This window comes from Streptomyces sp. NPDC050743, from assembly GCF_044456925.1.
In the GTDB taxonomy this organism is placed as follows: domain Bacteria; phylum Actinomycetota; class Actinomycetes; order Streptomycetales; family Streptomycetaceae; genus Streptomyces.
The window spans coordinates 1-12,949 of the sequence record NZ_JBITGJ010000151.1 but is presented as its reverse complement, the minus strand read 5'-3'; the positions used below and the strand labels follow the sequence as shown (position 1 = coordinate 12,949).

The window sequence follows — 12,949 nt, the reverse complement described above, 5'->3', positions numbered from 1 at the left end:
GAAACCCAGATCGCGCTGACCGAGCTGGTACGCCGCCTCGACCGACCCAGGCTGGTCGCCGACCCGCCGCCGTACCGGCCCAGCCCCGTTCTTCGAGGTCCCGTCCATCTGTACATCGAGCAGGGTGACGGGTGACGCGGCGGCCGAGGGCAGTTGCAAGGTCCCGCCGCGGACCGGCCCGGTCGGCTCTGTATCCGACAGCAACCCGCTACCGCTGTTCCTGGCGCCGCCGCGGGCCCGCATGACCACCGCTGAAGTGTGGCGAGCTGCTGCGGACAAGCCAGCGCGCCGGCGGGCCGAACGGCAGCGGTCGTCGTCGGAACGCTGGGTGTGCCCGGCGACCGGGCGATTCAGGCAAGAACGGACCGGATGGCGTCGGCCGATCGGCCCACCACCGTCGTTTCGTCCGCCGTGATGAGAGGACGCTGGATGAGGATCGGATGGTCGGCCAGGGCCCGGATCCAGACGACAGCCTCCACCTGCGCAACGTCAACGCCGTGGATCCACTCGTGGGGCGGGTTGTGGGTCATGTGGGTGCGGTGGCCGAGAGTGACGTCGTCGACGTCGAGGAGGCGTTCCTCCTTGCGCTGTTTGTTCCAGACCTCGTGGCCGGTGTAGCGGGGGTTGAGGAGGATGGCGCGCACGGCGCCCTGCTGCCGTGCGGTCTTCTTGCGGTGCGGATTGCGGGTGGTGTCGTGGGCGGAGGGGCAGGGGATGCCTTCCCGGGTGAGCTGGGCGGCGATGGCGCTGGAGCTCATGCCGTCCACGTACAGACGGAAGATCCGCTGCACGACGGGTGCGGCGGCGGGGTCGGGCTCGAGTTTGTGGATGCGCTGGCCGGCGCCGCAGTGGTGGCGGTGGGCAGCGTGCTGCTCGGTCGGGATGCCGCCACCCACGATCCGTGGGACAGCAGCGCACGGAACCATGTCATCATGTGAAGACATCAACTGATGACTGTGGTGGAAGGAGAGTGGCGGATCATGCATGCGGGAGGTCTGCGGCAACGGGCCCTGGTGCCTGTCCTGGTGTTCCTCGGCACGGTCGTAGCGGTCATCAGCAGCCTCGGCGCGCCGCTGGTGCCGACCATCGCCGCCGTGGACCACGTCTCGCTCTCCGACGCCCAGTGGTCTCTGACCGTCACCATGCTGGTCGGCGCGGTGGCCACCCCCGTGATGGGCCGCCTCGGCGACGGGCCCCGGCGGCGGCCGGCGATGCTCGCCGCCGTCGCCACCGTCCTGGTGGGCTGCGTGCTCGGCGCGCTCCCGCTGGGCTTCCCCGTCCTGGTGGTGGGCCGCGCCCTGCAGGGCGTCGGCCTCGGACTCACCCCGCTCGCCATCGCCACCGCCCGCGACCACCTGACCGGCGAACACGCCCGGTCCGCCGTCGCGATGCTCTCCATCACCACAGTGGCCGGCGTGGGCCTCGGCTATCCGCTCACCGGGCTGATCTCCCAGTCCTTCGGCGTGCACGCCGGCTTCTGGTTCGGTGCGATCGTCAGCGCCGCCGCCCTGGCCGCCGGGGCGCTGGTGCTGCCGGCGGCCGCGCCCCGTCAGCCCGCGCCGCTCGATGCGCTCGGCGCCGTCCTGCTCGGCCTGGGCTTGGGCAGTGTGCTGCTCGTGCTCAGCGAGGGGGAGAGCTGGGGCTGGAGCGCACCGGGCCTGCTCGCCCTCGCCGCCGGCGCCGTGCTGCTGCTGGCCTGGTGGGTGTGGCACGAGCTGCGCACCGCGCAGCCGCTGGTCGACCTGCGCTCGCTGCGCAACCGCGTGGTGCTGACCGCCGACGTGACCGGGCTGGTCGCCGGAGTCGGGATGTACCTGCTGATGTCGCTGATGACGCGTTTTGTGCAGACCCCGAGCTCCGCCGGCTACGGTTTCGGTGCCTCGATCACCGTGGTGGGCCTGGTGCTGCTGCCGTTCTCGGTGGCCAGCGTGCTGTCCAGCAAGGTCGTACCGGTGTTGGCCCGGCGCACCGCCCCGGTGCTGGTGCTGCCGATCGGCTGCGGGCTGTCGCTCCTGTCGATCCTGGTGTTCCTGTTCGCCCGGGACCGGCTGTGGGAGTCGTTCGTGGTGATGGCGATCGCCGGGCTGGGCGTCGGCTGCATGTTCGCGGTCCTGCCCGGACTCATCGTCGGCGCGGTGCCGGCGCAGGAGACCGGCAGCGCCGTCAGCTTCAACCAGGTGCTGCGGTACGTCGGTTACTCCACCGGCAGCGCGCTGAGCGCAGCCGTGCTGCAGGCCCACACCGCGCCCGGGCACGCGCTGCCCGCCGGCGACGGCTACCGCACCGCCGCGCTGATCGGCTGCGCGGTGTGGGTGCTGGTCGCGGTGGTTACCATCGTGCTGCCGCGGCACGGTGTCGCGGCGGCTCTCGGCGTGACGGTCCCGGCGGGCGGGAAGCCGCCAGCGAGGTCGGTGGGGTCGGTGGACGAGGAACTGCTGGTGGAGGAGAGCATGGCCGACGCGGTGGCGGCCGAGGGCGGAGCGCCGGTGCACGAGGGTGGAGCGCCCAGGTGAGCGAGACACCGCGCCGGCGGGACGCGGCCCGCAGCCGTCAGGAACTGCTGAAGGCGGCCGGCGAACTGTTCGCCGAGCGCGGCTTCGAGCGCACCACCATCCGGGAGATCGGCGAACGCGCCGGGGTCGACCCGGCGCTGATCGCCCGCTACTTCGGCGGCAAGACCCAGCTCTACCTGGCCCTGGTCCAGTCCGAGCACGGTGACGAGCCCCCCACCGACCTGCTGGACCAAGAGCGGCTCGGCGAACTGTTCGAGCGCCTGCAGCGCCGTCCCAGCCCGCTTCTGCAGAGCGTCATGCTGCCCTCCGACGACCCGTCCGTCCACGAGGCCGGCCAGGCGCACCTGTACCGGCGGGTGGTCGATCCGCTGCGCGAGCGCTTCGAGCGCGAGGGTCTGGACCGCCCCAGGCTGCGCGCGGAGATCGCGGTCGCGGCGTTCGGCGGGGTGCTCCTCGCCCGCTCCGCCGGGGCCCTCGAGCGGCTCGCCGAGGCGGATCCGGCCGAGGTGCTGGAGCTGCTGCACCGGCTGCTGGGCGGCGTCGGGGGACAACTGCCCCCGGACGCCGCGTAGTCCACCGGATCGGCAGGAGGGCTGTCAGGTCCACTGCTCGGACGGCTTGACGACCGGCCAGGGCGTTGGCGACGTCGCCCGTGCGCGTCAGGTCTCCGACGACGACCCCGCAGCCCGTCGTGCGGCGCCTCCGCTCGCTCGTCCTCGCGACGCACCAAGGCCCGGACGGGCAGGCCCCGTTGCCGAAGACCTTCGACCACGGATCGTCCGACAGCACCGATGCTGCCCGCCGCGCCCGTCACCAGTATGGGCAGCACACTGACTTCCGGGACGCGGCCCACAGCGGCAGCCTGCGGTCCGCACTGCCAGAGCGCAACCGGAGCCCGACGAGCTGTGGGCGTGGCACAACAGCCTTCCAAGGGACGGCCGAGGTGGCCAAGAAGGTGCCTGCGCCGGGGTCGCCAGGGTCACCGGCACGACATCAGCGGTGGCAGGACTGTCCGTCTCCTGGGAAAAGGAACACCGAAGCGGCCTTCGGGCCACGCTGGTTGTCGCCGGCGGCCATCTGACGTCTCCGGCTACAACTCCTCTTGGGTATCCATCTCGAACCACACCGTCTTCCCCCTGCCGCTCGGTGAGTTCCCCCAGGAGGAAGCCAGAGCAGACACGATCACCAGCCCCCGCCCTCCTTCGGCCTTGTCCTCGTCCGGACCGAGATCCACGAGCATCGCAGGGTGGGCGTCACTGTCCCGTACCTCAACCCGGAGATGGTCGGGGTACTTGCGTAGACACACGTCGACGTCGCTGTCCCCGTGGACAAGCGCGTTGGTGACGACCTCCGATGCCAGCACCTCGGCAGAGTCGCACAGCGAATCCAGATGCCAGTTGTCCAAGGACGCGGTGAGGAAGCGCCGGGCGCGCCGTGCGCCTTGGTAGTCGTGGCGCTGCAGGTGGAGCTGTCTGATGCTCTCCTTGACTTCCCTCGCAGGGCCTTCGTACCGCACCAGCAGTAGAGCGGCGTCGTCCACCCGCCGGCCATGCCCGACAGGGGAGCCCATCAGCCCGTCGCCGAGACGTTCCAGTTCATCGCCGGAGAGCGCGACAGCGGCTTCCAGCGTCTCCCGGGCCAGTTCGCCACCCTCGCCGGACAGCCCGTCCGTGTAGAGAACCAGCAGCGTGCCCGGGTCAATGTTGAGGATGTCGGCCTGATACGACGGACTCGGCTCGACTCCCAGGGGGACACCTACGTCGGCCGCTGCCGCGAGGTAGCGGCCGTCAGCGGTTCGGATCAGGGGGCGCGGATGACCGGCGCTGACGACCTGGGCAGTGCCGGTGTCCGGGTCGAGCCAGACGCAGCAACAAGTCGCGAAGAGATCTGTCTCCAAGTCGATCATCAGGCGATTCGCGCGATGCAGGACCGTGCTCGGGTCATGGCCTTCCACTGCATAGCTGCGTACCGCACTGCTGAGCTGCCCCATCACCACGGCTGCCGCCGTGTTGTGCCCCTCGACGTCACCGATCACCGCGGCCACGCCGCCGTTGGGGAGCGTGATCATGTCGTACCAGTCGCCTCCGAGCTCGATCGCGCCAGTGGGTGGCTCGTACCGGCTCGTGGTCAGCACACCCGCGGGCTGGGGAAGCATCCGGGGCAGCAGGGCATGTTGCAGCTTCTGCGCCAACGCGTGGCTGGCGTCGTAGAGCTGGGTGCGTTCAAGCGTCTGGCCGAGCAGCGTCGACAAAGTGGACAGTGGCGCCAGTCGCGTGGCGATCAGGCGGTGCTCCGGTGCGAGTGCGATCGAGCATGTGCCCAGTGCGTGGTCTCCGGCAAGCAGCGGGAGAACAACCCACACGTGCTCGTCACGGCCGTCCGCTGTCATGCGGCCTTGCCCGGACGACTGGCCTTGCTCTCCTGCCTCGTGGATGAGCTGCTTCTTATGCGTGATGGCTTCGGTCTCAGGGAACTTTGCGTTGACGGAGACGCCGTTGAGGGATTTCAGGTACTCCTTCGAGCAGCCCGATGCGCCGACCACATGCAGCCGGTCACCTTCGATCAGGCTGATGGCCACCGCTCGGGCCCCGAATCCGGAAACCAGTCGCTCGACCGTCAGTGCGATCGCGTCCCTCGTATGCACGGCCGACATCAGGGACACGGTCAGTTTGTGCAGGTGAAAAATGAAGGGTGCGCTCGAGTAGCCCTGCGAGCCGTGCCCGTCCTGGGAGGAGGTCCTGTCGGTTTCCGCAACGGCACCGCTTTCAGGGGAGACCACCAGCGGAAGCTTCGGAGGGGACAGAGAGACACCGCGGCGGGAAAGTCGGTCCAACTCGAACGAGAGATACTCGGCGGTTTCGCGCAGATAATCCGTCTCCTTCGTGGACACTTCTTGGACGTCGTGCGGCAAGAATGCCATCAAAGCGCCGAAATTCTGCTCTCCTGCTGCCAGCGGTGCGGCGGCCACGATGTGCGGAGCAGCCGCATAAACCCCGAAATCGAGATATCGCGCTGCTATGTCGTATGAGTGGGCTGTGCAGATCCGCCGCGTTCGATAGGCGCGGACGGAGGGAAAGAACAGGTCCTCGGTGGGCAGACGCTCCGGTGTGATCGAGCCCAAGAACGAGGTAGCGACGGCCGCAGCCGCCAACATCGGTTCCCCGGGGACGACCAGGTATATCGTGACGGCTGACGCGCGCAGGTCGTGCATGCAACGACGAGCCGCCGAGGCGCAGAGGTTGTCGCGGCCCTCTGCATCGGTCGCGTCGCCGATGCTGGGCCACGACTGAGAAGAGGATGCCGGAGACCGCATATCACTCGCCCCACTGCTTCTCAACACCTTCGTTCACCGTACTACGGGCCACCCGGCCCGGCCCGTCACAAGGGACGGGTGAACATCAGATCCTGGAATACGAGACCACGCCTTAGCCGTTGATGGGCTCCACGAGTTGCTTTCCATCGCTGAGTGAATCTGACGCAAGAAGTCAGGTTCTTGCGGCCTGGCGGCTTGGAATGCAAGGTCGCACCTGCCGGATTCGACGAGTTCGGCAGTTTCATTGCTTTCGCGCTGATGACCCGGCGCCTGATGGAGCTCGTGACGCAAGCCGATGTCGCGCTGACCGCTAGCGGGGTGAGGACGCGAGACGTGGCAGCCGACGAGAGCCGGAGACCGTCGAGCGGCCAGCAACTGGCCGCGCACGCAGGAACGGCACGACCCCAGGGTCGTGCCGTTCCTGCGTGCGCGGCCTCAGCCGAGCGGGTCGGCCGTACTGCGCAGGGTGGCCAGGACCGAGGTGTACATGCGTGCCTTGATGGTGCCGAGGGTGTCGCCGGCCTTACTGGCCTGTGCCTCGGCGATCTCCAGTGCCGTGGAACGCACGGCGTCCTCGTCCACCGCCCGGTCGACGATGCCGACGGCGGCGGCGTCCGTTCCACCGTAGCGGCGGGCGGTGACCATGGCCTCGTGCGCGGTCTGCGGCGCCAGCCGGGACTGGATCAGGGTGGCCATGCCGGGTGTGAAGGGCATGTTGATGTCGGTCTCGGGCAGGCACCACCAGCCGCGGTCGGCGCGCATGACACGGAAGTCGTGCGCTTGGGAGAACATCGCGCCGGCGGCGAAAGTGTGTCCCTGTAGGGCGGCCACAGTGATCACCGGTAGGGACAGTACGCGGGCGAAGAGCTCGTGGACGGAGGCGACGTAGTCCTGGTACTGGTCGGCGTGGCCGGACAGCCAGTCCAGGTCCAAGCCGTTGGAGTAGAACTTGCCCGTCGCGGCGGTCACCAGGGCACGCGGCCCTTCTGCCTTCTCCACCTCGGTCAGGGCGTCGTTGACAGAAGCGATCCAGTCGGGGTGGAAGCGGTTCTCACCGTCTCCGAGATCGAGTACGAATACGTTGTCCTGGCGGTCAAGGGTGGGCATATGCGCTCCTCGGGGCTGTGCCGACCTTCATGTCTTGGTTGGAATTCGATGATTCAAGCGTGTGTGCCTGTGGCGAAGAACGGAATGTTCGAGTTGCTCATGTCGGCGTGAGCTCAGTGGTCACACCGATGTACGTGGATCCACTTCCGTTTGCGGTGAACACTGGACCAAGGCGTGCGGCGATTCGCCGGCGGCTTCACCGGGGCGTGGCCGAAGGGGTGGAACCGCGGTGCGGGGTGCATCGGGAGTGCGCAGTGGAAGGTGTTCCGGGCGTACGCCCAGGCCAGGGCGAAGGCGAGCTTGTCACCGTCGCTCAGGACGGCGAAGGCGCGGCCGTGGCTGTGTTTGATGTCGCGGGCCTCGGTGACGTAGCAGCCGCTGCGAGGCGAAACGAAAGCCCGAGCCGCCGAGCGCTGTCGGCGGTCGGCGGCTCGGGCGTCGTGCCCGTCAGGCGGCTTGCGCTTCCGTCGTACCGGGGATCGCTCCAAGGGCGCGCATCCGGGCGATCTCGGCGGGGCTGAATTCCAGCTCGGCGAGGATCTCGGCGTTGTGCTCTCCCAGGTCCGGTGCCCGCTTGGCCGGGACCTTCGGCACTCCTCGGAGGTTGACGGGGCTGTTGACGGTGTAGTCCAGCCCGCTGACCCCCTCCAGCGGCACGACGATGTCGTTGGCACGAAGCTGCGGGTCCTGAGCCGCCTTCTCCGGCGTCTGAATCAGGCTGAAGGTCACGCGTTCCCTGCTCAGGGCGTTTTGCCAGTGGGCGAAGGGCCGCGAGCGGAACGCCTCGTCGAGCAGCTCGGCGAGCGCGGCGGCGTGTTTGACGAAGCCCTCGGCGTCGGTGAAGCGGGGATCCTTGAGCAGCGTGGGGCGCTCGACGGCCCGAGTCAGTTCGGGCCAGCGGAGGGGCGAGGTGGCCAGCATGAACCACTGGCCGTCCGATGTCCGGTAGGGGTTGGTCAGCGCGTTCGCCGGTGCCGTCCGGTCGTGCGGTTGGAACGGTGTGCCGTCGGCGAGCGCGCCGGCCACGAGCGTTCCTGTGGCCCAGACGCCGGTGCCGAGCAGTGACGTCCCGACGTTGGCTCCTTGGCCGGTCCGTTCGCGGTGGTAGAGGGCGGTCGCGATCGCCGCGTAGATGGCGATCGCTGTCGTGTTGTCGCCGCTGCCGAAGACCGGCACCGTGGGCGGGGCTCCCGCGTCGCGGGTGGAGGCCAGCAGTCCGCTGCGCGACCAGAAGGCGGTCAGGTCGAAGCCCGGCTGCCCGGCGTCGGCCCCGGCGTCGCCGAAGCCGGTGAGGTCGGCGTAGATGACTCTCGGGTTCCAGCCGGCGACCTCGTCGTAGCCGAGGTGCAGCTTCTCGCGTGTGCCGTGCGGGAAGTTGGTGATCACCACGTCGGCCCATGCGACGAGCCGTTTGAGGACTTCGGGGGCCTGCGGGGACTTCAGGTCGATCGCCATGCCGCGCTTGTTGCGGTTGGTGAGGTGCCAGGCGTAGTTGGTCTCGGCCTGCGGGCTGGGCGGCATGGAGCTGAGGGTCCGCCAGGGGTCGCCCGCGCCCGGCGGTTCGATCTTGATGACGTCCGCTCCGAAGTCGGAGAGGATCGTGGCCGCGGCCGGTCCCGCGATGAAGCTCGACGCGTCGAGGACCTTCAGGCCGGTGAAGACGGATTCGGTGGTCATCGCAGTCACCCCACGAAGGCGCTCTGGCCGGTGATGGACTTGCCGACGATGAACGTCTGCATCTGGTGGGTGCCCTCGTAGGAGTAGAGGGCCTCGGCGTCGGCGAAGAACCGGGCGATGTCGTAGTCGAGGACGATGCCGTTGCCGCCGAAGATCTCGCGGCACCAGGAGACGACCTCGCGCATACGGGCACAGACGAACGTCTTGGCCAGGGAGGAGTGCTCGTCGCGGTAGATGCCCTGGTCCTGCAGCCGGGCGAGCTGCACCACCAGGCCCCAGCAGGCGGTGATGTTGCCCAGGCTCTTGACCAGCAGGTCCTGGATCATCTGGAACTTGGCGATCGGACGGCCGAAGGCTATGCGCTGCTTGGCGAAGTCGAGTGCGAGCTCGTAGGCGCCGATCATCACGCCCACGGACTCCCAGGCGACGATGCTGCGGGTGACGCGCAGGACCTCGGCGACGTCGTGGAAGTTGTTGATGTTCTGCAACCGGTTCGCTTCCGGCACGCGTACGTCGGTCAGGGTGATCCTGGCGTTCTGCACGATCCGCAGTGCGATCTTGCCCTCGATCTTCTCCGGCTCGAAGCCGGGGGTGCCCTTCTCGACGACGAAGCCCTTGACCTGGTTGTCGTCGACGTCCCGCGCGTAGATCATGACGTAGTCGGCGAAGGTGGCGTTGCCGATCCACGTCTTGGAGCCGTTGAGGACCCAGGTGTCGCCCTCGCGTTTGGCGGTGGTGCGCATGCCGCCGGAGACGTCGGAGCCGCCGTGCGGCTCGGTCAGGCCGAACGCGCCGATCTTGTCCATGGAAGCCATGGCGGGCAGGAACCGGTCGTGCTGTTCCTGGTTGCCACCGTAGTAGACGGAGTAGAAGCCGAGTCCGTTGTGGACTTCGAAGAAGGTGGCGGTAGAGGCGTCGACGCGGCTCAGTTCCATCGCCAGCATGCCGCTGAGCAGGTTGCTGACCGCCGGCTTGTGGGCGCCGTAGCCCTCGTAGGCCAGGGCGTTCAGCCCGCTGCCGCGGAACTTCTCGACGAACTCGGGGGGGAATGTGCCCTTGTACCAGTACTCGTTGACCAGCGGCTTGATCTCCTTGCGCAGGAAGGTGCGGGCGCCCAGCAGGATCTCGCGCTCCTCGTCCGAAAGGTGCGCCTCGTACTGGTAGAAGTCGGCGGTGAGCTGGTCTTCCAGCTGTGCGACGGGGGCGGTGTCGGTGGTCGTGGTCATCTCAGTTCTCCTGCTGGTGCTGGTGCTGGCCGTGCCGGATGCCGTTCAGGGCGGACAGGACGGCGAGTTGCTTGTGGTCGCGGGCCTCGGCGAGGTCGGTGTACGGCGTGGAGGCGTATGCCTTCTCCACCGCCTGGACGACTCGTTCCTGTTCCTCGGGGTCGTATGAGGGTTGTCCGAGGGCCAGTTGCTGCACGGAGCGGCCGATGCCCTGGCTCATGTGGCGGATGCCGCCGGGACCGCCGCCCAGGTGCGAGCCGAGGAACGGTCCGACCGTCGCCCAGCGGATGCCGAGCGAGTGGGTCACGACGGTGTCCAGGTCCTCCGGTGCCACCACGCCCTGCTGGACGAGGTAGACGGCCTCGCGGAGGAGTGCGATCTGGAGCCGGTTGCCGACGAAGCCGGGGATCTCCCGGTGTTCGACGACGGGGGTGCGGCCGACGGCGGTGTAGAAGTCGACCGCCGCCCGCACGGTTTCCCCGGAGGTGCGTTCGCCGGGTACGACCTCGACGAGCGGCATCAGGTGGGGCGGGTTGAAGGGGTGTCCGATGAGGACACGATCGGCGTCCTCGAGTCCCGTGGTGAAAGCCGTTGCCGGGATCGCCGACGACGAGCTCAGGAGCAGTGCGTGTCCGGGGGTCTCTCGGACCAGCTGGGCGAACAACTCCTTCTTGAATTCGACCCGTTCGGGGCCGTTCTCCTGGACGACGTCCGCGTCCAGGACGGCTTCGGTGACGTCGGCCGCGAGGTGGACGCGGTCGGCGAGTCCGTCGGTGTCCAGGCCCTGGGCGGCCAGGTGCGGGGTGAACTCCGCGAGCGCGCTGTCGACGGCTTCGGCGAGATCGGCGCGCGGGTCGCTCACCCGGACGGTCAGGCCGTGGGCGGCGAAAAGTGCCGTCCAGGAGAGGCCGATGGTGCCCGCTCCGATCACGGCGGCGGTGCGGAACTGGAGTGTCATCGCGTACCTGCCTGGAGGTAGTCGAAGACCGGCTTGACCGGGGCGAGGGTCAGGTCGGTGAGGATGTGGCTGGCGGAGACGATCTCCAGCACGGGCAGGTCGGCCAGCGGGGCGAGGACGTGCTGGAACAGCTGCAGCCGGGCCGGGCCTGTGAAGGCCGACTTGACGACCACGTCGGTGATCTCGGTGCGCACCAGTTCCAGGACGCGCGGGGTGCCGTCGTAGTCGGGGACGGCCTTGAGCATGAAGGTGGGCACGGTGATCTGGTCGCGGGCTTCGCACAGGCCGAGCGTCTCGTGCTTGTAGCCCATGGTCGCGGTGGCCACCCGCTGCGTGCCGTACCCGAGGGTGCCGACCAGTACGTCCTCATCGACGTAGAGCTTCGGTGAGCCGAGCACCTTCGGGTAGGCGCTGACCTCGCGTCCGGCCGCTGTCGCGGGGAAGTTGTCGAGGTACATCGCGTGCAGGTACTCGCCCCGCTCCCCGTCGAAGCCGACCTGGATCGCCTGGCCGCCCTCGGTGTAGGGGCCGTACCCGGTGACATCGTTCATCTTCATGATCTCGAACCGGACCAGCGGTTCCTCGATCTGCAGGGGCTCGGGGACGACGGCGCGCAGCGCGTCCGGATCGGTGCGGTAGACGATGTTGAGGTATTCGCGGTCGGTGAACCACGGGGTCACGGGGGCGAACGCCGGGCGGGTCAGCGGGGTGGTCGCGTGGCGTCGTACGTCTTCGATCCTCATGTCACTTCCCCGTCCAGTGCGGGGCGCGGTGCTCGGTGAAGGCGGTCATGCCCTCGTGTGCGTCGGCCGAGGCCAGCAGGCTTTCCAGCGCTTTCTGCTGCACGGGGAACACGTCGGTCTCCGGCACGCCGTCGGCGGCCCGGACGAGGCTCTTGACCGCGGCCAGCGAGAGCGGGGCGTTGTGCGAGAGCTTCTCGGCGAGCTCGAGCGCCACGGCCACTGCCCCGCCGGGCTCGGTGAGCCGGTTGACCAGGCCCAGCTCTTTGGCGCGGCCACCGCTCACCGTCTCGCCGGTCAGGAGGAACTGCATCGCCAGGTGGTACGGGATGCGCTTGGGAAGCCGGATCGCGCCGCCGCCGGCGGCGACCAGACCACGCGTGACTTCGGGCAGGCCGAACTTGGCGTCCGCGGCGGCGACGATGAGGTCGCACGCCAGGGCGAGTTCGAATCCGCCGCCCAGGGCGTAGCCCTCCACGGCGGCGATCAGCGGTTTCGTCCGTTCGGCCTCGGTCAGGCCGCCGAAGCCGCGGCCCGGAATCACCGGCGTCTCGCCCTTCAGGGCGGCCTTGAGGTCCATGCCGGCGCTGAAGGTGCACTTCGTTCCGGTCAGGACACCGGCTCGCAGCGTGGTGTCGACCTCCAACTCGTCCAGTGCGTCGGTCAGTCCGGTGGCCACCGCGGCGTTCACCGCGTTGCGTGCCTGTGGACGGTCGATCGTGATCAGCAGGGTCGAACCGACCCGCTGGACGCCCACTTCTTCGATGCTCATGGCTGTACTTCTCCTATCGGCTTTGTCATCGATTTCTGCGGCTCAGCTGACGGCAGCCGTCTCGGCGAGGGCTTCCGTGGTGACTTGGCCTGGAACGGGGTGTGAGGCTGCGGATCGATCCGGGTGCGGAGGAGAACCTCGCCGGGATCCCGGTCGTGTGGGCCGGGCCCTGGGCCGCCGGCACGACCGTGTCGAACAGGTGGCTCTCGCGGTCGTGGGGTTCCTGGGTGCGTGGTCCTTCAGCACAGGTGCATTCGGGATGCACTCGGCCGTCGTCAGTACCGGGGCGCACTCGGAGACCACGACGAACAGGCCGCTGATGTCGGCCGGTTCGCCCTGCTCGATCTTCTTCCGGTGCAGCGGGGAGAGCGGCGTGCCCAGCGCGCGGCCGGCGATGCTGACCCGCCCGGAGGCGGTCGGCACGGTGTCGTCGAGGGTGGCGGCGTCTGCCCGGTCGGCGGCGCCGCGGTAGCCCGTGGTGTGCGCGTGGGCGCGGCGGGACTCGGCGGCGGCGAGGTCGTCGTAGGTCGGGACCGGTCGGGCCTGCGCCAGGGCCCCGGCGTTTGCCCGGCTCGTCCGACCTTGGGTCGGTTGACGTCGGTGGGGAGCCCCGGAAGCAGGCGAACACGGCCCCTGTGGATCA

10 protein-coding genes and 1 pseudogene are annotated in these 12,949 nt (G+C 68.9%); 3 read left to right on the top strand and 8 right to left on the bottom strand.

Features of this window, described 5'->3' with window-relative positions; genetic code table 11:
- Positions 1 to 135 (top strand): annotated as a pseudogene (locus ACIBJF_RS48420) (cytochrome P450); the annotation flags it as partial.
- Between the two features lie 215 nt (positions 136 to 350).
- Here ACIBJF_RS48420 and ACIBJF_RS48415 read toward each other — a convergent pair.
- Positions 351 to 896, bottom strand: a complete 546-nt coding sequence (locus ACIBJF_RS48415; protein WP_399184262.1) for a recombinase family protein — start codon at positions 894 to 896, stop codon at positions 351 to 353.
- Positions 897 to 980: 84 nt separating this feature from the next.
- Here ACIBJF_RS48415 and ACIBJF_RS48410 point away from each other — a divergent pair, with 84 nt between their 5' ends.
- Both ACIBJF_RS48410 and ACIBJF_RS48405 read left to right on the top strand, forming a co-directional pair.
- Positions 981 to 2,513 (top strand): MFS transporter, encoded by a 1,533-nt coding sequence (locus ACIBJF_RS48410; RefSeq protein ID WP_399184260.1) that lies wholly within the window; start codon positions 981 to 983, stop codon positions 2,511 to 2,513.
- The gene (locus tag ACIBJF_RS48405) at positions 2,510 to 3,085 is read left to right on the top strand and encodes a TetR family transcriptional regulator (RefSeq protein ID WP_399184258.1); all 576 of its coding nucleotides are present in this window, start codon (positions 2,510 to 2,512) and stop codon (positions 3,083 to 3,085) included. Before ACIBJF_RS48410 ends, ACIBJF_RS48405 begins: the two co-directional genes overlap by 4 nt.
- A gap of 518 nt (positions 3,086 to 3,603) precedes the next feature.
- On the opposite strand, the gene ACIBJF_RS48400 is transcribed toward ACIBJF_RS48405, so the two are convergent.
- The 7 genes from ACIBJF_RS48400 to ACIBJF_RS48370 all read right to left on the bottom strand — a co-directional run bounded on the left by ACIBJF_RS48400 (position 3,604) and on the right by ACIBJF_RS48370 (position 12,306).
- Positions 3,604 to 5,724: a SpoIIE family protein phosphatase gene (locus ACIBJF_RS48400; protein ID WP_399184256.1), complete on the bottom strand. Its 2,121-nt coding sequence runs from the start codon at positions 5,722 to 5,724 to the stop codon at positions 3,604 to 3,606.
- Between the two features lie 537 nt (positions 5,725 to 6,261).
- Positions 6,262 to 6,933: an enoyl-CoA hydratase-related protein gene (locus ACIBJF_RS48395; protein ID WP_399184254.1), complete on the bottom strand. Its 672-nt coding sequence runs from the start codon at positions 6,931 to 6,933 to the stop codon at positions 6,262 to 6,264.
- Positions 6,934 to 7,380: 447 nt separating this feature from the next.
- A complete protein-coding gene (locus ACIBJF_RS48390; RefSeq protein ID WP_399184252.1) occupies positions 7,381 to 8,610 on the bottom strand; it encodes a CaiB/BaiF CoA transferase family protein in 1,230 nt (409 codons plus the stop codon).
- A 5-nt stretch (positions 8,611 to 8,615) separates the two neighbouring features.
- On the bottom strand, positions 8,616 to 9,836 hold the full coding sequence (locus ACIBJF_RS48385) for an acyl-CoA dehydrogenase family protein (RefSeq protein ID WP_399184250.1): 1,221 nt from the start codon (positions 9,834 to 9,836) through the stop codon (positions 8,616 to 8,618).
- Between the two features lies 1 nt (position 9,837).
- Complete coding sequence (locus tag ACIBJF_RS48380) at positions 9,838 to 10,794, bottom strand: 3-hydroxyacyl-CoA dehydrogenase NAD-binding domain-containing protein (protein WP_399184248.1); 957 nt, start codon at positions 10,792 to 10,794, stop codon at positions 9,838 to 9,840.
- Positions 10,791 to 11,537 carry an acetoacetate decarboxylase gene (locus tag ACIBJF_RS48375; protein WP_399184246.1) on the bottom strand — a complete coding sequence of 249 codons (747 nt, stop codon included), beginning with the start codon at positions 11,535 to 11,537 and terminating at the stop codon, positions 10,791 to 10,793. Before ACIBJF_RS48375 ends, ACIBJF_RS48380 begins: the two co-directional genes overlap by 4 nt.
- Before the next feature lies 1 nt (position 11,538).
- Positions 11,539 to 12,306 (bottom strand): crotonase/enoyl-CoA hydratase family protein, encoded by a 768-nt coding sequence (locus ACIBJF_RS48370; protein ID WP_399184245.1) that lies wholly within the window; start codon positions 12,304 to 12,306, stop codon positions 11,539 to 11,541.
- Positions 12,307 to 12,949 lie beyond the last annotated feature (643 nt).